We start from the raw sequence: 22,893 nt of genomic DNA, 5'->3' as shown, positions 1-22,893 counted from the left end.
TCGAAAGGCCTACCTAGAGCCTCAGTACAATCCGCTCAAGTCCTCGGCCGGCGCCTTCTTGGGCGGCGGCGGCGCGGTGGGTGCCGGCGTCGAGGCGGGCGCGCCGCTTGCGGCCTCCTGCTCGCGGCGGATCACCTCATAGTAGTTCTGCGGTCCGACGGGCTGGGCCGGGCCGGTCGGGCGCGGCGGCGGAGCCTGGCGCTCGGTGCCGGGGCGGAAGGCCTCCTCGATGCCGTTGACGGTGCGGAAGATGGCGTTCTTGGGCCGCACAAACGGGCGAGCCGGCCGTTCCTTCAACGCCGTCTGCATGAACTCCGTGAAGACCGGCACGGCGGCCGACGCGCCGGCTTCTCCGGATCCCAGAGAGCGGTTGTCGTCAAAGCCGATGAAGACGCCGACCACGATGTCGGTGGTGAAGCCCACGAACCAGGCCGAGCGGTATTCGTTGGTCGTGCCCGTCTTGCCCGCGACCCAGGGGCCGAGGCCACGCGCGCTGGCGGCGGTGCCGCGCTGAACGACACCTTCCAGCATGGAGCTCATTTGATAGGCGGTGATCGGGTCGATGACCTGGGTTCCGCGCTGCTGCAGGCGTGGCGATTCCTGGCCCGAGAAGCCCCGTCCGCATTCGCGGCAGCCGCGGTTGTCGGCGCGGAAGATGGTCTCGCCGTCGCGGTCCTGAACATAGTCGATCAAATAGGGCGTCACTCGCCGGCCTCCGTTAGCGAAGGCGGAATAGGCGGCCGTGATCTCAAGCGGCGTGACCTCGCCGGCGCCCAGCGACACCGACAGGTTCGGCGTCATGCCCGGCAGACCCATTTTGGCCGACTGATCGACGATCTTCTTCATGCCCACCGACTGGGCCAGCCGCACCGTCATGACGTTGCGCGACAACTCCAGCCCGCGCCGCAGCGTCTGAGGGCCATAGTATTGGCGGCTGTAGTTCTCTGGCGTCCAGCGCGTGCCGTTGGGACCGCCGGCGAAGCTTATCGGCGCATCCAACACGATCGACGCCGGGGTGAAGTCGCCCTCCAGCGCCGTCGCATAGACGAACGGTTTGAACGCCGAGCCGGGTTGGCGCCGGGCCTGGGTCGCCCTGTTGAAGCTGGACAGGGCATAGGAATAGCCGCCGACCATCGCCAGCACGCGGCCGGACTGCGGCTCGATGGCGACCAGCGCCCCGTTGACGCGCGGCACCTGTTTCAGGGCGAACTGGCCGCCCTGCGGCTCCACGAAGATCAGTTCGCCGCGTTTCAGCTGGCGATTGGCGTTGGCCCATGCGGCGTCAGACGCCAGCAGCGTGCCGGACTTGTCGTCGCGGGCCGTGCGGATGCGCACCGTATTGCCGCTGACGCTTTCAATGGCCGCGGCCTGCCAGCTGCGGCGCTCGGGCGGCGCCTGTTCCTTCAGCGCGACCGCCTGCCAGCCGTCGGCGAAGTCGGTCGTGCCCCACCCGCCGCGCCAGCCGTGACGACGGTCGTAGTTTTCGAGTCCCTGCATCAGGGCCCGACGCGCCGCCGTCTGCAGCGTCGGGTCCAGGGTCGTGCGCATATAGAAGCCGCCGGCGCGCAGTTGCTCGCCGAACTGGGGGTTGGCGGCGGCTTGGCGGCGCGCTTCTTCAACGAAGAAGTCTGCGTCCTTGTAATCCGACCGTTGCGGCGCATCTCGCGTGACCAGAGGCTTGGCGCGCGCCTCGACCAGCTGTTCAGGCGTCAGCCAGCCGCTCTGCTCCATCTCGCCCAGCACCCAATCACGACGGCCCTTGGCCGCCCCTGGGTGACGCTTGGGGTGATAGTTGTTCGGCCCCTTGGGCAGGGACGCCAGGAAGGCGGCTTCGTCGGGCGTCAGCTGCGCCAGCGACTTGCCGAAATAGTTGTAGGCCGCCGACGCGATGCCGAACGAGCGATAGCCCAAGAAGATCTCGTTCAGATACAGCTCGAGGATCTGTTCCTTGGACAAGGTCGCCTCCAGGCGATTGGCCAGGATGGCTTCCTTCAGCTTGCGGTTCAGGCTGGATTCGTTGGTCAGCAGGACGTTCTTGGCCACCTGCTGGGTGATCGTCGAGCCGCCTTCTAGTCGGCGTCCCGACGCCAGGTTGAAAACGTTCTTCAGCGACGCGCGGCCGATGCCGCCCACGTCGATGCCGCCATGCTGGAAGAAATTGCGATCTTCGGCCGCCAGGAAGGCGTGGATGACCGGCTGGGGGATCTGGTCGTAGGAGACATAGATTCGGCGCTCGTCCGAAAACTCGCCGATCAGGGTGCCGTCGCCGGCATAGACGCGCGTCGCGGTCGGCGGGCGATAGTCAGCCAGCTCCGACGCATCGGGAAGGTCGTGGAACAGCCACGCCGCATAGACGGCGACGACCAACCCCGCCAGGGCGATGCCGCCCAGCAGAACCATGCCCGCCCACACGAACCAGCGTTCGGCAATCTTCACTGCGTACTCCGACGACGCGCCCCGAAAGGGTGCTTTAGCCCGCGTCGCCGGTCGATGGCTAGAGCCGCGATGCAACGCCCCCTTCCCGTCCGCCGTTAAGCTCCCATCTCAAGCATCCCAACCCAAGGAGCCTGCCATGGAAGTTCTGTATCGCGCCCAATCAACGGCATCGGGCGGAGGCCGCGAAGATGGCCGTTCGGCCACCGATGACGGCAAGATCGACGTCAAACTGTCCACACCGAACGAGATGGGCGGCAAGGGCGGCGACGGCACCAATCCGGAGCAGCTATTCGCCACCGGATACGCCGCCTGCTACCTCGGCGCGCTTCGTCTGGTCAGCGGCAAGGCCGGCACGCCCGTCAGCCCTGACACCAAGGTCACCGCTGGCGTCGGCTTCGGCAAGAACACCAAGGGTGACGGCTTCAACCTGGATGTCGACCTGACCGTCACCGACCACGGCCTGGACCAGGCCGTTATCGACGACCTGATCGAGAAGGCGCACCAGGTCTGCCCCTACTCCAACGCCACCCGCAACAACGTCGATGTTCGGCTGGAAGCCAAGTAAACGACTTCCGCTCATCCCCGCGAAAGCGGGGACCCAGTGCTTTGGGCGATGATCGCTGCCGTCTTCAACAGGTCATCGTCCAACGCACTGCCGACCAAAAGAACTGGATCCCCGCTTTCGCGGGGACGAGCGGGGTTTAAGTGATCCGAAACGTGCGCTAATCGCACAGGCATGACCTCCCCGCTCGACGCCTCCCCCGATCCCCTGCTGACGCTCGAACCACATCGCCGCGTGACCCTGCGCGAAGCCTTCGGCGTGGACAGCGACATGACCGTGCCCGCCTTCGACGAGCGCGACAGCCATGTGCCCGAGATCGATGAGGCCTATCGCTTCGATCCGCAGACGACCATCGCCATCTGCGCCGGCTTCGCCTTCGACCGCCGCGTCATGGTCCAGGGCTATCACGGCACCGGCAAGTCGACCCACATCGAACAGGTCGCCGCCCGACTGAATTGGCCGCTGGTGCGGGTGAACCTGGACAGCCACGTCAGCCGGATCGACCTGATCGGCAAGGACGCCATCGTCCTGAAGGACGGCAAGCAGATCACCGAGTTCCGCGAGGGCATCCTGCCCTGGTCGCTGCAACGCCCTATCGCCTTGGTCTTCGACGAATACGACGCCGGCCGGCCCGACGTGATGTTCGTGATCCAGCGCGTGCTGGAGGCCCAGGGTCGCCTCACCCTGCTGGACCAGAACCGCGTCATCCGCCCGCACCGCTATTTCCGTCTGTTCGCCACGACCAACACCATCGGCCTAGGCGACACGACGGGCCTGTATCACGGCGCGCAACAGATCAATCAGGCCCAGCTGGACCGCTGGAACATCGTCACCACGCTCAACTACCTCGATCACGACGTGGAAGCCGAGATTGTCGCCGCCAAGGTGCCCGAGTGGAAGGACGCCGAGGGCCGCCGCCGCATCGCCGCCATGGTCCGCGTCGCCGACATGACCCGCAACGCCTTCATGAACGGCGACATCTCAACCGTCATGTCGCCCCGCACCGTCATCACCTGGGCCCAGAACGCCCAGATCTTCAACGACGACCTGGGCCTCAGCTTCCGCCTGACCTTCTTGAACAAGTGCGACGAGCTGGAACGCCCGACCATCGCCGAGTTCTACCAGCGCGCCTTCGGCGAGGACCTGCCCGAGGCGGCGACGCGGGTGAAGGTGGGGTAAGGCTCAACCCCGCGGCTCTTCACCGCCGCCGATGAAGGCGCCGGCGATCCAGCTGACGATGCCGGTGACGATGGCCGCGCCGATGCCGGCCCATAGGCCGTCGACCCGGAAGCCGTCCAGGAAGACGGAGGTCAGCCCGATCATGGCGGCGTTCACGACCAGCCGGAACAGGCCCAGCGTCACGACGGTGATCGGGAAGGTCAGCACGACCAAGATCGGCCGGACGAAGGCGTTGACCAGGCCCAGAATGATAGCCGCCGCGATCAGCGACCCGGTGCTGGTGAAATCAACGCCCGGCACGATCTGGGCGGACAGCCACAGGCCCGCCATCGTGACCAGCGCCTGGATGATGAAACGGATCATGACGGGCTTCGTTACGTTCAAGCGTGACCATAATGCACGAGGTGGACGAAGGCTCCCCCTTCAGTGACGGCGCTGCTATCGAAGGTCAGAACCGCACGGAGACCGCCCATGAGCCTGCACGGCGCCTATGACACCAACAACATCTTCGCCAAGATCCTGCGCGGCGACATTCCGTCGGTTAAGGTGTGGGAGGACGACCACGTCCTTGCCTTCATGGACGTCTTTCCCCAGTCGGAAGGCCACGTCCTGATCATCGCCAAACAGTCCCAGGCCCGTAATCTGCTGGAGATCGAGCCCGAGGTGCTGGCCCGCGTGACCGCCGCCCTGCAACGCACGGCCAAGGCGGTCGAGAAAGCGCTGAAGCCCGAAGGCCTGTCGATCCTGCAGTTCAATGGCGAGGCGGGCGGACAGACGGTCTTCCATCTCCATTTCCACATCGTGCCGCGCTGGGCCGATCGCGAGATGAAGGGTCACGGCCATGCGCCGATGGCGGATACGGCGACCTTGCGGGCGCTGGCCGACCGGATCGCGGCCGAACTGGACTAGGTGACGCGGCGCTTTTCCAGCTTTCGCGCCAGGGTGCGGCGGTGCATGCCCAGCCGCCGCGCCGCCTCCGAGATGTTGAAGTCGGTCTCCACCAGCGTCTCGTGGATCCGCTCCCATTCCAGCGTCTTGATCGAGGTGGGGCGCGTGCCCAGCGGCGTCTCGGCGTCGCCGTCGGCTCGGCCGAAGGCGGCTTCGATGTCATCGGTGCTGGCGGGCTTGGCCAGATAGTGCCGGGCGCCCAGCTTGATCGCCTCGACCGCCGTGGCGATGCTGGCGAAGCCGGTCAGGACGACGATGTTCATCTCGGGGTCGAAGGCGTGAAGAGCCTCGACGCAGGTCAGGCCGGAATGCCCGCCCAGCTTCAGATCGACGACCGCATAGCCGGGGCGATGCGTCTTCAGCACCTCGGTCATCTGATCGGGACTGGCGGCGCTGACGACCGTATAGCCACGCCGTTCGAACGAGCGTCGCAGGGTGGTCGAGAACGACTCGTCGTCCTCGACGATCAGCAGCAATCTGGCGTCATCGGTCATGCGTGATCTCGTCCGTCGGAGCCAAGGCCGAAAGCGGCAGGGTCAGACGCACTTCTGCGCCGCCCGCCGGGGGATTGGAGGCTTCTACCCGTCCGCCCAGCGACCGGATCACATTCATGAGCAGAAAGAGGCCGAGACCCGCGCCGGGCCTGGGCTTGGTCGAGTTGTAGGGCTTGCCCCAGGCCTGAAGGATCGCCGGCGGAAAGCCGGGTCCGTCGTCGCGGACCGCGATGCCGAAATGCTCGTCCGTGCGCGTTGTGCTCACGGTGATGCGGCTCGCTCCGGCCTCGACCGCATTGTCGAACAGCACGCCCAGCACCTGACGCAGGGCTGGGTCGGCGATGATCGACGGGTTCTGGGCCAGTTCGTCGCGGATCTGCACCGCCACGCCGTCGCCGTTCCAACTGGCCACCACATCGGCGACGAAGGCCCGCAGTGTTGTGCGCTCAGGCGCCTGTCCCCTCGCCTCGCCGGCCGACATCAGGATGCCGGTGACGATGGCCTTGCAGCGTTCGACCTCGGCCCGCATCACCGTCATGTCCTGGGCCAGGTCGGCGTCTTGGGTCAGGGCCGGCATCCGCTTCCAATCGCTGAGGATCACCGACAACGAAGCCAGCGGCGTCCCCAGCTCATGCGCCGCGCCCGACGCCAGCAGGCCCATGCGGACGATATGATCATGCTCGGCCGTCTGCTGGCGTAGGGCGGCCATGGAGGCGTCGCGCTCACGCAGGTTCTGGCTGATCCGGGTGACGAACAGCACTAGCAGCACGGCCATCAGAACGAAACAGATCAGACTGCCCTGAAGATAGAGGCTAAGCAGCGAATCCTCGCGCGCCGGCGGCAGGTTCAGCGGCCGGGAATGCAGGCCCAGGCCGGCAAAGCACAGGCTGGTGATGGCGATCAGCGCCCAGGCATAGACCGGCGCCAGCAGCACCGCCCCCAAGACAACTTGCAGCAGATACAGCGCCACAAACGGATTGGCCGCGCCCCCGGTCAGGAACAGCAGCCAGGTCAGCGCCGCCACATCCGCCAGGAGGGCGATCATTAGCGCCTGATCCTCGACCTCCTGCCGGCGCACGGTCAAAGGCGCGCTGACCAGATTGACCAGCACCAGACCCGCCGGCGCCGCCAGCAGCCACAGCACCGGCAGGGGGATCCGCATCACATATTGGACCAGCAGGATCGTCGCCACCTGCCCGGCGACCGCCAGCCAGCGCAGCTGGATCAGCAGCAGCATGTTGCGGCGGTTGGCCCCGCCGTGTGTCGCGACCCCGCCTCTGAGCCCCAGGCCCAGCAGTCTTTGCAAAGTTGTCGTCGTCACGACCTGTTGCGCCTGCCGTCGCGCAGGAACAGCCACAGACCGACCGAAGTCAGCAGCGCCATGCCGAACCAGGTCAGTGCATAGACCAGATGGCTGTTGGCGAACCGGATCACCGTCAGTCCTCCGCGCGGCAATCCGCCCGGGTTCGGACTGGCGTCCGCGTCAATGAAATAGGGCGCGACGCTCGTCAGGCCCCGCCGTGCAGCGATCGCCGCGACGTCGCGCGACCGCCAACGATCACCGGCGGGATCATTGGCGCGCAGGAAGCCGCCCTTGGGCTCGGTGATCCGGAGCAGTCCCGTCACCGTCTGTGGCCCCTCGACCTGACCATCGGCGCGGACGGCCGGATCGCGTCGGCCTGCGGGCACGAAGCCTCGGTTGATCAGGACGGTGAAGCCCCGGTCGTCGACCAGAGGCGTCACGACCCAGAAGCCGCCACCGGAGTCGGTCACCGCCTGAACAAGGGTTTCCTTGTCGTGCAGGAATCGACCGTGAATCGTGACGCGGCGGTACTGATCCTTTTCGCGCGTCACCGCAGCCCATTGGGTCGGGCCAGGCGCTGGAACGGCGGTCGCGTGAACGCGCGCATCGACCTGGGCGATCAGATTGGTCTTCCAGACCAGACGCTGAACCTGCCACCCGCCCAGCGCTAGAAAGCCGACGAACAACGCCAAGCCCGCGACCACGACCGCCATGCGGAAGGATCGCGAACGTCTGGCCTTGCCGCCGGCCGGGGCTGAGGACGGGTCCGTGATCTCGACCTCAGCCGCCCATCTGCGCCATGTCGTGCGTCATGGGCATCATATTGGTGTTCAGGTGGTACATGACCCACAGCGAACCCGACAGGGCGATGACCACCACGATGATGGTGAAGATCAGCGCCAGCATGATCCAGCCGCCCTCGGACTTGGAGTTCATGTGCAGGAAGTAGATCATGTGAACCACGATCTGCACCACGGCGAAGCCCATGACGATGAGGGCCGTCGCCTGGGTCGGCAGAACGCCGGTCATGACCAGGGCGAACGGGATGGCCGTCAGGATCACCGACAGCACGAAGCCGATCATGTAGCTCTTGAAGGAGCCGTGATTGTGCCCCTCGTGGCCCAGATGGTCGGTCTCGTGAGACTCAGGGCTGTGGTCGTTCTTGTCGGCGCTCATCGCAGCATGCCCAGCAGATAGACGAAGGTGAAGACGCCGATCCAGATGACGTCCAGGAAGTGCCAGAACATCGACAGGCACATCAGGCGGCGTTTGTTGGCGGGGATCAGGCCCTTCATGCTGACCTGAACCATCAACGTCACCAGCCAGATGATGCCGAATGTGACGTGCAGGCCGTGGGTGCCGACCAAGGTGAAGAAGGCCGACAGGAAGGCGCTGCGTTGCGGCGTCGCGCCCTCATGGATCAGGTGCGCGAACTCGTAGAGTTCGATCCCCAGGAAGGCCAGGCCGAACAGGCCGGTGATCGCCAGCCAGACCAGCGTCTGACGCTGGTTGTTGCGATCCATCGCCAGCATGGCGAAGCCATAGGTGATCGACGAGAACAGCAGCATGGCGGTATTGATCGCCACCAGCTCCAGGTCGAACAGCTCCTTGGGCCCCGGCCCGGCGGCGTAGTTGCCGCCCAGCACGCCGAACACGGCGAACAGCATCGCAAAGATGAGGCAGTCGCTCATCAGATAGAGCCAGAAGCCCAGCATGGTGCTGGAACCTTCCTCGTGGTGCGGCTCCTCTTCCAGGTGGAAGACGGTCCGGTCGATCTCGGTCGCAGTCGCGCTCATGATCAGGCCTCCGTTCCGGCCAGGGCGCGGGTGTGCGCCTCTTCTGTCGTGCGGACCTCATCCTCGGGGATGTAGTAGTCGCGCTTGTAGTTGAAGGTATGACCGATCGAGACGGCCAACACCCCGATGAAGCTGATGGCGGCCAGCCACCAGATGTACCAGATCAAGGCCAGACCCATCACCAGGCACAGGCCCGAGATGATGATCCCCGCCCCGGTGTTCGAGGGCATGTGGATCGCCTTGTAGCCGCTCAGCGGACGCTGATAGCCCTGCTTCTTCATGTCCCACCAGGCGTCGGCGTCATGGACGTAGGGCGTGGCGGCGAAGTTGTAGGCCGGCGGCGGCGACGAGGTCGCCCACTCCAGCGTGCGGCCGCCCCACGGGTCGCCCGTGGTGTCGCGCAGCTTGTCGCGGTTGATGATCGACACGGCGAACTGGATGAACATGGCCGCGATGCCCAAAGCGATCACGCCGGCGCCGATGGCGGCGATCACGAACCAGATCTGCAGCGAGGGATCGTCGAACACTCGCATCCGGCGCGTCACGCCCATCAGGCCCAACACGTACAGCGGCAGGAAGGCCAGCCAGAAACCGGGCACCCAGCACCAGAAGCTGATCAGGCCCCACTTCTTGTCCAGCTTGAAGCCGAAGGCCTTGGGCCACCAGAAGTTGATCGCCGCGAACAGGCCGAACAGCACGCCGCCGATGATGACGTTGTGGAAGTGGGCCACCAGGAACAGCGAGTTGTGCAGCACGAAGTCGGCCGGCGGCACCGCCAGCAGCACGCCTGTCATCCCGCCGATCACAAAGGTCAGCATGAAGGCGACCAGCCACATCATCGGCAGCTCGAAGCGGATGCGCCCGCGGTACATCGTGAACAGCCAGTTGAAGATCTTCGCACCCGTGGGGATCGAGATGATCATCGTCGTAATGCCGAAGAAGCTGTTCACCGACGCGCCCGAGCCCATGGTGAAGAAGTGGTGCAGCCAGACCAGGTAGGACAGGATCGTGATGACGACCGTGGCGTAGACCATGGAGGTGTAGCCGAACAGCTTCTTGCCCGAGAAGGTCGACGCGATCTCCGAGAAGACGCCGAACAGCGGCAGGATCAGGATGTAGACCTCGGGGTGACCCCAGATCCAGATCAGGTTCACGTACATCATCGGGTTGCCGCCGAAGTCGTTCGTGAAGAAGTTGGTGCCGACGTAACGGTCCAGCGTCAGCAGGGCCAGGACGGCGGTCAGGACCGGGAAGGACGCCACGATCAGCACGTTGGTGCACAGCGAGGTCCAGGTGAAGACCGGCATCTTCATCATGCCCATGCCGGGCGCGCGCATCTTCACGATCGTCGCGATCAGGTTGATGCCGGACAGCGTTGTCCCGACCCCCGCGATCTGCAGCGCCCATATGTAGTAGTCGACCCCGACGCCGGGGCTGTAGCCGATGCCCGACAGAGGCGGATAGGCCAGCCAGCCGGTGCGCGCGAACTCGCCCACGAACAGCGAGGCCATGACGATGATGGCGCCGGCCGTGGTCATCCAGAAGCTGAAGTTGTTGAGGAAGGGGAAGGACACGTCGCGCGCGCCGATCTGCAGCGGCACGACATAGTTCATGATGCCCGTTACCAGGGGCATGGCCACGAAGAAGATCATGATCACGCCGTGGGCGGTGAAGATCTGGTCATAATGGTGCGCGTTCAGGTAGCCCTCGGACCCGCCGAAGGCCATCGCCTGTTGCAGGCGCATCATGATGGCGTCGGCGAAGCCGCGCACGAACATGATCAGACCCAGGATCATGTACATGATCCCGATCTTCTTGTGGTCCACGGTGGTGAACCACTCCTTCCAGAGATAGCCCCACAGCTTGAAATAGGTCAGGGCGCCGAACAGGGCGAGGCCGCCCAGCAGCACGACCGACATGGTCACGACCAGAATCGGCTCGTGCAGCGGCAGAGCCTCAAGCGTGAGGCGCCCGAAGATTAGCGGAATGAGTTGATCAGCGTTCATCGACTGTGTTCGCTCAGGCGTTTGGTGCGGAACGGACGTCGGTCGGAACCGGCCCCGTGGCGAAGGGATTGCGGGCCAGCGTCGTCAGCGAGGCCATCGGAGTCTGGCCCGGCGACAACCCCTGCCCGGTCAGGCGCTCCAGGCTGGTCGGTCCAGCGACCGTATCCAGTTCGGCGCGGCGCATGCGGTCGGCGGCGGCCGCCTCGGCCTGCAGCGGGGTGCAGATCGTCATGACGTAGCTGTCGTTGGAGCCGAAGTAGGCGGGCGATTTTCCGCGACCGGCGTATTTGTCATAGACCAGCGGCATGGTGTTGCGCACCGACGCCATGGACAGACCGCCCTGTTTGTCGATGGCCATCATCTCGCCCATGCACATCTTGCCCGGCTCGACGCACATGTTGAGGATCGCGTCCCACAGCGCGCCGTCCACGGCGCCGAAGCGCATGACGGGCGCCTTCTCGCTGGGCTTTTCGAGCTCCAGGTAGCGGTCGCGGTCCAGCGTCTGGCCGCCCTGGCGCACGCCGGCGATCCATTGGTCGAACCCGGACTGGTCCAGACCGTGGAAGGCGAAGCGCATGTGCGAGAAGCCGTCGCCGGAATAGTTGGCCGAGAAGCCTTCGTATTCGCCCGGACGGTTGATGACGGCGTGCAGCTTCGTCTCCATGCCCGGCATGGCGTAGATCTGACCGGCTAGGGCGGGGATGTAGAAGCTGTTCATCACCGAAGACGAGGTGATGTGGAAACGGATCGGACGGTCGATTGGCGCGGCCATTTCATTGACCGTGGCGACGCCGTACTGCGGGTAGATGAACATCCACTTCCAGTCGAGCGCGACGACATTGACCTGCAACGGCTCGACGCTTTCCTCGACGGACTGACCCGGCTTGATCCGGTCGATCGGGCGATAGGGGTCCAGCAGGTGCGTGCCCGCCCAGGTCAGGGCGCCCAGGCAGATGATGATCATCAGCGGCGCGGCCCAGATGACCAGCTCCAGCGACGTGGAGTGGTCCCAGTCGGGACGATAGTCGGCCTCGGCCTCCTTGTTCGACGCGCGATACTTCCAGGCGAAAAAGACGATCAGACCCATCACCGGCACGATGATGATCAGCATCAGCAGGGTCGAGATCATCAGCAGATCGCCCTGCTGGGATGCGACGTCGCCGGCAGGGTTCAGGACGACCAGGTTGCAGGCCGACAGCAGGGCCACGACGGGCGCGAGCAAAAGTAGGCGCAGACGGCGCAAGGCGGATCCAATCGAAAAGCGTCGGGCGAGGGGGAGGCGCCGCGACGGTTGGCGTTCGTAGGCGGCGGGATACTCAAGCTCAATCAGGAACGACATTGGGCAATATGTCCTATCCTCATGAGGCCGCTTTCATCGCAAAGGCCGCCCGGTCATAATGCGGCGACCTGCCGTACGGCCGATAATTCAGTCTCACACGGAGCGACCAAGCCCATGTCCGCCTCGACGACCCCTTCGTCAGAGTCGCTGGAACGCGACGCCGCCGCCCTTCACACGGATCATGGCAAGGTTGACGCCGGCGAGATCGCCATCGGCGTCATTATCGGCCGAACTTCCGAGTTTTTCGACTTCTTTGTTTACGCCATCGCTTCGGTGGTCGTTTTCCCGCAGTTGATCTTCCCCTATGCCGGCCCGGTGGGCGGCACCCTGCTCTCCTTCGCCGTCTTCGCCCTGGCTTTCCTGGCCCGGCCGTTGGGCACCGTCCTGTTCATCGCCATCGACCGCAAGTTCGGACGCGGCGCGAAGCTGACGACCGCCCTGTTGCTGCTGGGCACCTCCACCGTGTCGGTCGCCTTCATCCCCGGATATGAGAGCATTGGCATGTGGGCGCCGGTTCTGCTGGCCCTGACACGTATCGGCCAGGGCGTCGCCCTGGGCGGCACCTGGGACGGTCTGGCCTCGCTTCTCGCGCTGAACGCGCCCGAGAAGAAGCGCGGTTGGTACGCGATGATCCCGCAACTGGGCGCGCCCATCGGCCTACTGGTCGCCTCGGCCCTGTTCGCCTTCTTCCTGAACACGCTCTCGGCGCCCGACTTCCTGGACTGGGGCTGGCGCTATCCGTTCTTCGTGGCCTTCGCCATCAACGTCGTGGCCCTGTTCGCACGTCTGCGCATCGTGGTGACGCCAGCCTTCCAGAAGCTGTTCGAAACGCGCGAGCTTCAGCCTACGCCGATCACCCAGGCCCTGCGCGACGAAGGCCCGAAGATCGCCATCGGCGCCTTTGCTCCGCTCGCCAGCTTCGCCATGTTCCACATGGTCACCGTCTTCCCTCTGTCGTGGGTGTTCCTGTTCACCAAGGAAACGCCGGTCCGCTTCCTGCTGATCGAGATGGTGGGCGCGGTCTTCGGTCTGCTGGCCATCCTCGCATCGGGCATTCTGGCCGACCGCTACGGCCGCCGCACCTTGCTGGCGATCACGGCCGCCGGCATCGCCGCCTTCTCGGGCTTTGCGCCGCAACTGCTGAACGGCGGCCCGGCCGGCGAGCTGACCTTCATGATCTCCGGCTTCATCCTGCTCGGCCTGTCGTTCGGCCAGGCCTCTGGCCCGGTGGCTTCCAGCTTCAGCCTGACGAACCGCTATACCTCCTCGGCCCTGACCTCGGACCTGGCCTGGTTGTTCGGCGCGGGCTTTGCGCCCTTGGCGGCCCTGTGGATCTCCAGCCAGTTCGGCCTGATAGCCGCCGGCGCCTATCTGCTGTCGGGCGCCATCTGCACCCTTGTGGCCCTGTGGCTGAACCGCGAACTGGCCCGCAGTTCCTCCGATAAGGACCGCGCCAAGACGGCCTGATCTTTCAGGTCACACACAGAAAGACACGGCCTGCAGTCGCCTGCGGGCCGTGTTGCGTTTGGGGCAGATCGTTGTGAAGTGAAGCGGCAGCTTCAGTTGGCGCGGCTGTCCGTCGACGGCTCGAACGTGGTGTCGAAATGACAGCCGTCCTCATAGCGTGGAGCCGCCACCTGACACAGCATGGCCACGTCAGCGGGCGTAGGCTTCACGCCCTCGTCCAGCCATCGCATCAGCGCCTGGAAAAGACCGACGTACTCTGGCGGCGACAGGCGGCTATGTTCCGACTCGTCCGTGAACGTCTGGACCAATAGGTCCGATCGTCCCGCCGCGGCGACCGTCTCCCGGTAAAGCGCGTCGTTGGAGACAAAGGCCGTCGCATCATTCTTGGCGTGAATCGTCAGCGTCGGCGCCACGATCAGACCGCTGAGATCGGCGTCGTAGGCCAAGCGCGCCACACCCATCGGATCAGCGGCGAAACGCTGAACGCCTGCGTTCAACGCCTCGTCGTCGTGAGAACCCTGATAAACCGTATGGCTGTTGTCGAAGGGGTTCAGCCCGTCAAGACGGCGCAAAACCATGTCGCGGAACAGGAAGGTCGCCCAGGCCAGATGCGCAACCAACTGTTCCTCATTCACGCCCGTCACGGCCAGGATGTCCGCAAGATTGCGCTTCTGCTCAGCCGACCTCTCGGCAAGCGGCAGGCCCACGCCAGTGCAGGTCTTGACCCGCTCCGCCAGCTGCGCCCGGTTCAGATCGCTGTCTAGCGGCAGCCCCTGCCACAGCGGATACTGGGGCTCGTTCGGAAGTGGATGGTTGTTGCAGTAGAACTGATAGACCGCTCTCAAATCGGCGCGAAAACGGTAGGTGCGGGTCCCGCCGCCGATTACGCCATTGGTCAGGACGACGCCGTCCCACACCACCTGTCCCTCGGCATCGCGGGCGTAGAGCTCAGCCGTCTTGGCCGCGACGTTTCCGCCCCAGGACTGGCCATGCAACAGAGTTCGACGTGGCCTGCCGAAGGCATTCCAGAAAATCTGGCGCAGATCATCCGTGTCTTCCGCCGCCATCCGCACGCCATAGCCCCCACGGCGATAGGTCGAGCCCGCCCAGGCGAAGCCTTCCTTCACCGTCATGGAGAAACGCTCCATGTCCTCCAGCGGATCGTTCGGTTCTGGTGCGCTGGTGCGGGGTCCGCCATGCGCGTGAACGATCAGGGATCCATTCCAGTCCTGAGGGACGGCGATCCAATAATAGCCGCCCTTGACCGCCCTGCCCGACCAGCACCGCGTCTGCTGCGGCACGAAGTCCGGGCAATCAGCTGGCGCGGGGGCAGGATCGACAGCCGCCAGGACGGCAGTCTGCGTTTCCTGCGCTCGCGTCATCGGCGCGATGCCGGCCCAGGCGGCGACCAGCGCCCCCAGAGATCCAACGAGACGGTCGGTCATCGCGCCCTCCCCTCTTAAAACGTCTTGGAGATGTTGGCGTACCAGTAGCGGCCGTAGGGATTGTAGAGCGCACCCAGATAGCCCGACGAAGTCAGCGGCGGCTGTTCGTCAGTGATGTTGCGCGCGCCGAGGCGAACCGTTGTGCCCGACGCGAAGCCGGCGTTGTCGCCGAACTCATACTGACCATACAGATTGCCGGTGATCTGGCTATCGACCTGCCAGGGGTCGCCCTGGGCGCTGAGGAAGCCGGTCTCGGTGACGTCGCTATTGTATTGGGTGAATGCGCCTACCTGCCAAGGACCCTGCGACCAGGTGAACGAGCCCGTCACCCGCCATTCCGGCCGGCCGTTGCGCGCCAGCAAGGTCTGAGAGATCGGCAGCGGCGTATTCGCATTGATCTGACCGGCTTCACGCGCCGCGAACAGCGACTCGACCAAGGGGCCAGGTGAACGATCGAACTTCATCAAATGCGCCGCATTCACGCTGGCGCGGAAGTTGCCCCACGGCGTGCCGTGCAGCCGCCATTGAAGACCGATGTCTAGCCCCTCCACCGTCTGCGGCAGCAGATTGATGAACTGATCTTCGACCGAGACGATCTGTCCGACAGGCGTGATCCCGCTGCCCTGGAAGAAGGCGATATCGTCGGCCGTCACCGCCGCACGGTTGACGTTGTCGTTCCGCGTGCCGTTCAGGATGTTCAGATAGTCCAGCACGACGTTCGACTGCGCGCCCAGCAGACCGACGATCTTCTCCTGCTCGATCTTCCAGCGGTCGAGCGTGAAGGTGAAGCGGCCGAACTGCTCGGGAATGAACCAGGGCTGCAACACCAGGCCGATGGACTGGTTGGTGCTTTCCTCGGGCTGAAGCTCGGGATTGCCCGACACCAGCAGCGAGGCGCTGGCGGGTTGCGAACATTGGTTGAAGTTGGTGATCCGACCCAGGCGCAGATCGGCCTCGCAGCGGATGTAGTCGTTATTGGTCGACAGACGCCCATACTGCGCCGCGTTGGTCTGTTCCAGGTTCGGCGCGCGGAAACCCTCGGAATACGAGCCTCGGACGCGCACGCCTTCGACCAGGTCCCAGGCCATGGCGATCTTGGGCTTGGCCACATCGCCGAAGTCGGAATAGTGCTCGTATCGACCGGCCAGTTGGAAATCGAGGCTGCGAACCAGCGGGATGTTCATCTCCGGCGAAACGACAGGCACCGCGAACTCGACATAGGCCGAATAGACCTCGCGCTTGCCGTAGGTATCGGGGTTTGAACTGACCGCGGCGATGTTGGACTGGCTGATCTCGCCCGACACGCTGTCGCGGAAGATGTTGGTGCCGTCCAGATCGGCGTCGCGGTCGTCACGCTGGGTCTCACGGCGCGCCTCGACGCCCAAGGCCATACCGATAGGTCCGCCCGGCAGGGTGAAGACATCGGGACGGCTGACCTTGAAGTCCCACAGCGCCAGCGTGGTCTTGGACACCCGCGTCAGGTCGGTCGTGATGGCGTCGATTGCGGCCTGAGAACTGGGTGTGCAGTCGCCGAAGCTGGTGTCGTTCACACATCCGCCGCTGAACGGATTGTAGGCGTCGGGCGTCGACAGGGCGAGATTGGCCTGAAGCGCGGTCAGATTGACGGCGTTCGAGCTGTCGGTGGCCTCGGCTTCCGAATACAGCAGCGCGCTTTCCCAATCGAAGCCGCGCCATTCGCCCCGCAGGCCGCCCAAGAAGCGTGACTGCCAGTTGTCGACATCCACCACCTGGGCGCCCAGATCGTTGAAGCGATAACGAACCAGCTTAACGGCCGTGCCGCTTGCCGGGACGTTTGTCAGGCCAGCGAGACGATTGGGATTACGCGTCCCGTCGGCAAAGGTGACGGGGCCGAACGGATTCCAGTAGTTGCTGGCTGGGATCCAGAGCGGGTTCAGCAAAATGGTCGGCGGCTGAATGTTCTGGGTCGACGCTGTGTAATAGCCGAGTTCGCCAAAGGCCGTCACGCCGTTGTCGAGATCGTAATGACCCGACACGAACAGGTTCAACCGTTCAATATCCGGCGACTGGGTCGTGCCCTTGGCGCCATCATAGCGCAACTCGCGGCCGGCGCCGCTGTAGCTGATGTTGCCGCTGGCCAAGCACACATCACCGCCGACCGGCGCGGTGCAGCCGAAGCTGGAAGGCTGATTGTGAAAGGCTCCGGCGCCGGTCGTCAGTGCTGTCGTGCCTCGACGGACCTGGAACGGCGTCTGGAAGTTGGCCCAGGCTGTATAGGAGGAGCGCCCATCGGTGTCGGTCGAATTCTCATAGCCCGGAACGTTGGCGAACAGGCTGCGACGGTCGTCAGAGGCGGTATAGGGCTCGTCGCTGGCCTGCTGGGCGGTGCGGTTGGTGTAGTCGAGGAAGCCCGACAGATTGCTCCGCTCGAAATCCTTGCCTGCGAACATCCCGAAGGTGAACTCTCGGCGATGCGTGCCCTCGGCGCCGCCGTACTGGGCCTTCATCTCCAAGCCGTCGAAATCCTTCTGGAGCACAGTGTTCACGACGCCCGCGACAGCGTCCGCGCCATAGATGGCGGCGGCGCCGTCCAGCAGAACCTCCAACCGCTCCAACCCAGAGACCGGAATGGCGTTGGAGTTGTAGCTGAGCACAGGCACCGTGCCGGTGTCTGACGTCCCTTGGCTGGTGGGGTGCTGAACGATCCGACGTCCGTTCAAGAGCACCAGGGTGTTACCCACCCCGAGCGAGCGCAGATTGACCGAGTTGACGTCGCCTCGCGCGGCGTTTGAGGTTTGAGGATTGTTGGCGCTGGAGAACAGCACATCGCCCATCTGGGGAATGGACCGCAGCAGATCATCACCGCTGACGGCCCCAGTCGCGATGATTTCTTCCTGCGTGACGACGGTCACCGGCAGAGCCGCCGTGGTGGAGGCGCCGCGGATTTGAGAGCCGACGACGACGATGTCCTCGACCTGCGCCGCCTCGCCCTCCTGCGCTGGAGTGGATTGAGGCGTGGCCTCCTGAGCCAGAGCCGCTCCCGCCGAGATCAGCAGGACAGCCGAGGCCGCGCCCGCCATCAGTGCGAACTTGGATTGCATCTTCATGTTTCCTCCTCCCGGGCCGTCGTTATGTCGGCGGTCCCGTCATTCAAAAGTCGTTCTCGCCGTCAGTCCTTGGCGAGAACCAGATCGTCTCCAGGCCCCGCCGCAGGGTCGGGCAGCGCCGCCACCGGCAAGGGATGTCCGTCCAGCGCGGCCGTCAGGGCGTCGCGATCCAGCGCGTTTTCCCAGCGGGCCACGACGATGGTGGCCACGGCGTTGCCGATGAAGTTGGTCAGGGCCCGGCATTCGCTCATGAAGCGGTCGATGCCCAGGATCAGCGCCATGCCGGCGACTGGCACATCCGGCACGACCGACAGGGTCGCCGCCAAGGTGATGAAGCCCGCGCCCGTGATGCCCGCCGCGCCTTTTGAGCTAAGCATGGCGACCAGCAGAAGCGTGATCTGCTGCCAGATGGTGAGTTCGATGTTCAGCGCCTGAGCGATAAACAGAGCCGCCATCGTCATATAGATGTTGGTGCCGTCCAGATTGAACGAATAGCCGGTCGGCACGACCAGGCCGACGACCGACTTGGCGGCGCCCGCACGTTCCATCTTGGAGATCAGGCTGGGCAAGGCCGCCTCTGAACTGGAAGTGCCCAGCACCAGCAGAAGCTCTTCCTTGAGGTAGCGGATCAGCTTGAGAATGTTGAAGCCGTTGGCGACGCCCACCAGACCCAGCACGCCCACGACGAAGATGATCGCAGTGACGTAGAAGGTCACGATCAAGGCGGCCAGATTGGCGATCGATGCGATGCCATAAGCGCCGATCGTGAAAGCGAAGGCTCCGAAGGCGCCGATGGGCGCGGCCTTCATCACGATGGCGACCAGCTTGAACACAGCAAGACTAAGCGTCTCGAAAAGGTCGACCACCGGCTGGGCCCGCTCTCCTACCAACGCCAGGGCGAGGCCGAACAGGATCGACACGAACAGAACCTGCAGAATGTTTCCGGTCGAGAAGGCGCTGACCAGCGTGTCGGGGATGACGCCCATCAGGAAGCCGACAATCGTGCTCTCGTGCGCGGCGGCGGCATACTGTTCGACAGCGCCGGCGTTCAACGTCGCCGGGTCGATGTTCAGACCATGGCCCGGACGCACCAGATTGGCGATGATCAGGCCAACGATCAGAGCCAGGGTCGAGAAGACCAGGAAGTATGCGAAGGCCTTGGCGGCGACGCGACCGACACTTCCAAGATCACGCATGCCGGCGATGCCGGTCACAATGGTCAGGAAGATCACCGGCGCGATGACCATCTTCACCAGTTTGATGAATCCGTCGCCCAGCGGCTTCAGGCTCTCACCGAAGGTCGGCCAGAAGTGACCGATCAAGGCGCCGAGCGCGATGGCGATCAGCACCTGGAAATACAGGTGGCGATAGAACGGCCGGCGAACGACCGGCGCGGCCTCGGACGGGACTGAGATCACGAAGGGCTCCTGATGTGCGGGGGTGATCCCGCAGTCTCCTCGATGGGCGCGGTCTTCGCCACGCTCCGTTCGATAGAGCTTCCAACGAGAACACTCACCGCGAAAGCGATTGATCTAATGCCGCCATCTCTATGATAAACCGGCACTTTCTACAAAAGCGGGAGAGTTGATTGAGATATTTGTGCGGTTTTTCACCCAGGCGACTGGCCCTTACGTGCGATTATCCGCACACTGGGAATGTGCAGCATTCACCTGTCATAGACTCGGCTCGAAAACCTTGGCGCTCCCGTTGGCCGTTAACGGCGGGGGCTTGGTTCACGATCGCCGTCCTGGCGGCTTTCGGGGCGGGCGAGGTCGCTCGGCGTGACGCTCAGATCGAACTGGCTCGGCAGACAGAGGCGGCGGCCGCCCTGCACGCGGCCGTGCTACGCAGCGAACTGGAGAAGCATCGCTCACTGCCGCTGGCGTTGGCGAGCGATCCCGACATCGCCGCCCTGCTAAGCGCCTCGATGACTGCGAAAGGCGATCCTGTCAGCCTTAAACTTGAGACTTTGGCGCGTCAGACACGGGCCGCCGCCATCTACATCATCGACGCCAGCGGCCGGACACGCGCCGCCAGCAACTGGCGTCTGCCGACCAGTTTCGTCGGCGCCGACTACGGGTTTCGCCCCTATTTCATCAACGCCATGCGCCAGGGCCAGGCGGAGTTCTTCGCCTTGGGCACCGTGTCCGGCCGACCCGGACTCTATCTGGCGCGGCGCGTTGACGGGTCGAGCGGCTCCGCCGTGGGCGTCGTCGTGGTCAAGGTAGAGTTCGCCGCTCTGGAGGCCGAATGGCGCGCGTCGGGTGAGCCGGCCTATGTTGTCGATCCCGGCGGCGTCGTGCTGATCACCAGCGTGCCGGCATGGCGTTTCCGCACCACCGAAGCGTTGGACGAACGTCGACGGCGCCTGACGCTGACCGATCAGACGCTTCAACCCGAGGCCCTGCGCCCCCTCCCCTTCACAACGCCCTCCAACGACCGACCGCGTCTGATCCAGGCTCCGGTCGATGGCCGTGAGCAACGCTGGATGCATGCGACGATTCCAACGGAAACGCCTGGCTGGACCCTGCACCTGCTGTCGCCGGATCGCGGATCCATTGGGACGGCCGTCGCAACCGCGCGGGCGCTTGCGGCCCTGATCGTCACCCTGCTGGCAGGCGTCATCGCCGTGCTCCTGCGTCGTCGCCATCAGGCCCTTGTCCGCGCCCGTGCCGAAGAAGAGGCGCGGCTGGAGCTGGAAAGGCTGATCGACGAACGCACCCACGAGCTTCGTGACGCCAATGCCGCCCTTAATCGCCAGATCGAGGAACGCCGCCGAGCCGAGACCGCACGCGAACTACTGCGTGACGAACTGGTTCAAGCCAGCAAACTCGCCGCCCTGGGGCAGATCGTCGCCAGTGTGGCGCATGAGATCAACCAACCCGTCGCCGCCATCCAGACCCAGGCAGAGACCGCCGGTGTCCTGCTTGACCGCGACGACCCCGCCAAGGCGCGTGGCGCGTTGGCGCGGATCAGCGACCTGACCCAGCGGATCGGCGCGATCACCGAAGGCCTGAGGGTCTTTTCCAGAAAGTCAGATCCCAAAATTGGCATCGTCCGTCTGGAGGACGCGATCCACGGCGCCCTGCTGCTGACGCGCGGCCGATTGGACGAGGGCGGCGTGGAATTGATCCGCGAAGGCGACGCAGACGTCACAGTGCGCGCCGACCGCTTCCGCCTGGAACAGGTGATCGTCAATCTGGTCAAGAACGCCTCAGAAGCGCTTGAAGGCTGCGATCGGCCGCGACTAACGCTGAAGGTCTCGCGGGATAGGGACCGTGTTCGATTGAGCATTTCCGACAATGGTCCCGGCGTCCCGCCCGCTGTGCGCGCCCAACTGTTCACCCCCTTTGTCACCACACGCGCAAATGGCCTCGGCTTGGGTCTGGTCATCTGTCGAGATTTGATCGCCGGTTTCGGCGGCGAACTCGACTTGGTCGACGAGGACGTCGGAGCCACTTTCGTCGCCACGCTGAGGATCGCGTGATGGAATTTGCCCGCCCCACTGCGGTCGCCCTGATCGAGGACGACGCCGATTTCCGCCATGCCTTGGTCGAGCGCCTGACCTTGGACGGTTATGATGTCCGCGCTTTTCCAGGGGCCGAACCCGCGTTGAGAGCGATCGACGCCGATTTCCCGGGCGTAGTGATCACCGACCTGCGGATGCCCGGCCTTGATGGCCGCCAGTTGCTTAGCCGCCTGCAGGCTTTGGACGCGGCCCTGCCGATCATCATGATCACTGGTCATGGCGACATCACCGACGCCGTCGCAGCGATGAAGGACGGCGCCTACGACTTCGTCGCCAAGCCTTTCCCATTTGAGCGCCTTCAGGACAGCTTGAACCGCGCGCTGGAAAAACGCGGCCTGGTCCTGGAAAACCGTCGCCTGCTGGCGATGGCGTCGGACAGCGGACAGGAGCTGCCCCTGGCCGGATCGTCTCGCGCCATCACCGCCCTCCGCGCCACCATCGCTCAGATCGCCGACGCCCGGATGGACGTGCTGATCGAAGGCGAAACCGGGACAGGAAAGGAGGCCGTTGCGCGCGCCCTGCACAACGGCGGCCGACGACGATTGGCGCCGTTCGTCGCCGTCAACTGCGGCGCCCTGCCCGACGGGCTGATCGAGAGCGAACTGTTTGGACACGAACTCGGCGCCTTCGCCGGAGCCTTGCGCCGACGGGTCGGGCACGTCGAACGGGCGCACAACGGCTCGCTATTTTTGGACGAGGTCGAGAGCATGCCTCTGGCCGTTCAGGTCAAAATTCTGCGTGTCCTGGAAGAACGCGAGGTGCATCCGATCGGAGCCAACGAGCCCCGCGCCTTAGATTTGCGTGTACTGGCCTCATCAAAGATCGATCTAGGTGAGGCCGCGCGCGCGGGGGCCTTTCGCGAAGACCTTTATTACCGTCTGAACGTGGTGCGACTCCGCGTGCCGCCTCTGCGCGAACGGCGAGAAGACATCCCCCTGCTGTTCGCCCACTTCCTGCGTCGCGCTGCGGACCGCCACGGCGTCGATACGCCCTCTATAAGCGACAGCGTAAGACGCATGTTGGTCGAGGCCGATTGGCCCGGCAATATTCGCGAACTGGCGCATTTCGCCGAACGCGTCGCCTTGTCGCTCGATGACACAACCCGCCCGACTGATGAAGGCTTAAGCCTTCCCGACCGCGTCAACAGATTTGAAGGCGAACTGCTACGCGACGCGCTTCAGTCCCATCGTGGGGACATATCCGCAGTGCTGGCCGAAATGCAGGTTCCTAGAAAGACACTGTACGACAAGTTGCAGCGGCATGGCCTGAAGCCCGCCGACTTCCGCTGAGAACGCCCGACAAT

At 64.6% G+C, this 22,893-nt stretch carries 18 protein-coding genes; 6 read left to right on the top strand and 12 right to left on the bottom strand.

Features of this window, described 5'->3' with window-relative positions; genetic code table 11:
- Positions 1–21: 21 nt before the first annotated feature.
- Positions 22–2,436 carry a penicillin-binding protein 1A gene (locus tag HNP47_RS02085; RefSeq protein ID WP_184277979.1) on the bottom strand — a complete coding sequence of 805 codons (2,415 nt, stop codon included), beginning with the start codon at positions 2,434–2,436 and terminating at the stop codon, positions 22–24.
- Between the two features lie 136 nt (positions 2,437–2,572).
- Here HNP47_RS02085 and HNP47_RS02080 point away from each other — a divergent pair, with 136 nt between their 5' ends.
- Positions 2,573–3,001: an organic hydroperoxide resistance protein gene (locus HNP47_RS02080; protein WP_184277977.1), complete on the top strand. Its 429-nt coding sequence runs from the start codon at positions 2,573–2,575 to the stop codon at positions 2,999–3,001.
- Positions 3,002–3,172: 171 nt separating this feature from the next.
- Positions 3,173–4,177 carry a cobaltochelatase subunit CobS gene (gene cobS, locus HNP47_RS02075; RefSeq protein ID WP_184277975.1) on the top strand — a complete coding sequence of 335 codons (1,005 nt, stop codon included), beginning with the start codon at positions 3,173–3,175 and terminating at the stop codon, positions 4,175–4,177.
- Positions 4,178–4,180: 3 nt separating this feature from the next.
- On the opposite strand, the gene HNP47_RS02070 is transcribed toward cobS, so the two are convergent.
- The gene (locus HNP47_RS02070; RefSeq protein WP_184277973.1) at positions 4,181–4,540 is read right to left on the bottom strand and encodes a phage holin family protein; all 360 of its coding nucleotides are present in this window, start codon (positions 4,538–4,540) and stop codon (positions 4,181–4,183) included.
- Positions 4,541–4,648: 108 nt separating this feature from the next.
- Between HNP47_RS02070 and HNP47_RS02065 the strand changes: the two genes are divergently transcribed.
- Complete coding sequence (locus tag HNP47_RS02065; protein ID WP_039247356.1) at positions 4,649–5,086, top strand: HIT family protein; 438 nt, start codon at positions 4,649–4,651, stop codon at positions 5,084–5,086.
- On the opposite strand, the gene HNP47_RS02060 is transcribed toward HNP47_RS02065, so the two are convergent.
- From HNP47_RS02060 to cyoA, 7 genes are all read right to left on the bottom strand, one after another.
- Entirely contained in the window at positions 5,083–5,619 is a 537-nt protein-coding gene (locus HNP47_RS02060; protein ID WP_091746448.1) for a response regulator transcription factor, read from the bottom strand. The genes HNP47_RS02065 and HNP47_RS02060 overlap by 4 nt on opposite strands.
- Positions 5,609–6,940 carry an ATP-binding protein gene (locus HNP47_RS02055; RefSeq protein ID WP_311770003.1) on the bottom strand — a complete coding sequence of 444 codons (1,332 nt, stop codon included), beginning with the start codon at positions 6,938–6,940 and terminating at the stop codon, positions 5,609–5,611. The genes HNP47_RS02060 and HNP47_RS02055 overlap by 11 nt, the downstream gene beginning before the upstream one ends.
- A complete protein-coding gene (locus HNP47_RS02050) occupies positions 6,937–7,635 on the bottom strand; it encodes an SURF1 family protein (RefSeq protein ID WP_184277971.1) in 699 nt (232 codons plus the stop codon). Before HNP47_RS02050 ends, HNP47_RS02055 begins: the two co-directional genes overlap by 4 nt.
- 67 nt (positions 7,636–7,702) lie before the next feature.
- Positions 7,703–8,098, bottom strand: a complete 396-nt coding sequence (cyoD, locus tag HNP47_RS02045) for a cytochrome o ubiquinol oxidase subunit IV (RefSeq protein WP_039248364.1) — start codon at positions 8,096–8,098, stop codon at positions 7,703–7,705.
- Positions 8,095–8,718 (bottom strand): cytochrome o ubiquinol oxidase subunit III, encoded by a 624-nt coding sequence (gene cyoC / locus HNP47_RS02040; protein ID WP_039248366.1) that lies wholly within the window; start codon positions 8,716–8,718, stop codon positions 8,095–8,097. The genes cyoD and cyoC overlap by 4 nt, the downstream gene beginning before the upstream one ends.
- A gap of 2 nt (positions 8,719–8,720) precedes the next feature.
- Entirely contained in the window at positions 8,721–10,724 is a 2,004-nt protein-coding gene (gene cyoB, locus HNP47_RS02035) for a cytochrome o ubiquinol oxidase subunit I (RefSeq protein WP_184277969.1), read from the bottom strand.
- A gap of 13 nt (positions 10,725–10,737) precedes the next feature.
- Entirely contained in the window at positions 10,738–11,967 is a 1,230-nt protein-coding gene (gene cyoA / locus HNP47_RS02030; protein WP_184277967.1) for a ubiquinol oxidase subunit II, read from the bottom strand.
- Positions 11,968–12,177: 210 nt separating this feature from the next.
- Here cyoA and HNP47_RS02025 point away from each other — a divergent pair, with 210 nt between their 5' ends.
- The gene (locus tag HNP47_RS02025) at positions 12,178–13,530 is read left to right on the top strand and encodes an MFS transporter (RefSeq protein WP_184277965.1); all 1,353 of its coding nucleotides are present in this window, start codon (positions 12,178–12,180) and stop codon (positions 13,528–13,530) included.
- A gap of 92 nt (positions 13,531–13,622) precedes the next feature.
- Here the strand turns inward: HNP47_RS02025 and HNP47_RS02020 are convergent, their stop codons facing one another.
- From HNP47_RS02020 to HNP47_RS02010, 3 genes are all read right to left on the bottom strand, one after another.
- A complete protein-coding gene (locus HNP47_RS02020; protein WP_184277963.1) occupies positions 13,623–14,975 on the bottom strand; it encodes a hypothetical protein in 1,353 nt (450 codons plus the stop codon).
- Between the two features lie 14 nt (positions 14,976–14,989).
- A complete protein-coding gene (locus HNP47_RS02015; protein ID WP_184277961.1) occupies positions 14,990–18,061 on the bottom strand; it encodes a TonB-dependent receptor domain-containing protein in 3,072 nt (1,023 codons plus the stop codon).
- Between the two features lie 62 nt (positions 18,062–18,123).
- Complete coding sequence (locus tag HNP47_RS02010) at positions 18,124–19,476, bottom strand: dicarboxylate/amino acid:cation symporter (RefSeq protein WP_394353520.1); 1,353 nt, start codon at positions 19,474–19,476, stop codon at positions 18,124–18,126.
- A gap of 242 nt (positions 19,477–19,718) precedes the next feature.
- Here HNP47_RS02010 and HNP47_RS02005 point away from each other — a divergent pair, with 242 nt between their 5' ends.
- Entirely contained in the window at positions 19,719–21,548 is a 1,830-nt protein-coding gene (locus tag HNP47_RS02005) for an ATP-binding protein (protein WP_409360138.1), read from the top strand.
- Positions 21,548–22,879, top strand: coding sequence for a sigma-54 dependent transcriptional regulator (locus HNP47_RS02000; protein WP_184277957.1), 1,332 nt, complete (start codon positions 21,548–21,550; stop codon positions 22,877–22,879). The genes HNP47_RS02005 and HNP47_RS02000 overlap by 1 nt, the downstream gene beginning before the upstream one ends.
- The last annotated feature ends 14 nt before the right edge of the window (positions 22,880–22,893 follow it).

Origin of the sequence: Brevundimonas vesicularis (assembly GCF_014204545.1) — a bacterium.
Lineage (GTDB): Bacteria > Pseudomonadota > Alphaproteobacteria > Caulobacterales > Caulobacteraceae > Brevundimonas > Brevundimonas vesicularis_B.
Note: the sequence above shows the minus strand (reverse complement) of the source record. Positions and strands in the feature narration are given on the sequence as shown.

Bases quoted from the DNA above. Each gene is read 5' to 3' on its own strand.
- HNP47_RS02050 (WP_184277971.1), bottom strand. From the start codon at position 7,635: ATGGCGGTCGTGGTCGCGGGCTTGGCGTTGTTCGTCGGCTTTCTAGCG.
- HNP47_RS02000 (WP_184277957.1), top strand. From the start codon at position 21,548: ATGGAATTTGCCCGCCCCACTGCGGTCGCCCTGATCGAGGACGACGCC.
- HNP47_RS02020 (WP_184277963.1), bottom strand. From the start codon at position 14,975: ATGACCGACCGTCTCGTTGGATCTCTGGGGGCGCTGGTCGCCGCCTGG.
- HNP47_RS02080 (WP_184277977.1), top strand. From the start codon at position 2,573: ATGGAAGTTCTGTATCGCGCCCAATCAACGGCATCGGGCGGAGGCCGC.
- HNP47_RS02070 (WP_184277973.1), bottom strand. From the start codon at position 4,540: ATGATCCGTTTCATCATCCAGGCGCTGGTCACGATGGCGGGCCTGTGG.
- HNP47_RS02060 (WP_091746448.1), bottom strand. From the start codon at position 5,619: ATGACCGATGACGCCAGATTGCTGCTGATCGTCGAGGACGACGAGTCG.
- HNP47_RS02025 (WP_184277965.1), top strand. From the start codon at position 12,178: ATGTCCGCCTCGACGACCCCTTCGTCAGAGTCGCTGGAACGCGACGCC.
- HNP47_RS02065 (WP_039247356.1), top strand. From the start codon at position 4,649: ATGAGCCTGCACGGCGCCTATGACACCAACAACATCTTCGCCAAGATC.
- cyoB (WP_184277969.1), bottom strand. From the start codon at position 10,724: ATGAACGCTGATCAACTCATTCCGCTAATCTTCGGGCGCCTCACGCTT.
- HNP47_RS02015 (WP_184277961.1), bottom strand. From the start codon at position 18,061: ATGAAGATGCAATCCAAGTTCGCACTGATGGCGGGCGCGGCCTCGGCT.
- cyoC (WP_039248366.1), bottom strand. From the start codon at position 8,718: ATGAGCGCGACTGCGACCGAGATCGACCGGACCGTCTTCCACCTGGAA.
- cobS (WP_184277975.1), top strand. From the start codon at position 3,173: ATGACCTCCCCGCTCGACGCCTCCCCCGATCCCCTGCTGACGCTCGAA.
- cyoD (WP_039248364.1), bottom strand. From the start codon at position 8,098: ATGAGCGCCGACAAGAACGACCACAGCCCTGAGTCTCACGAGACCGAC.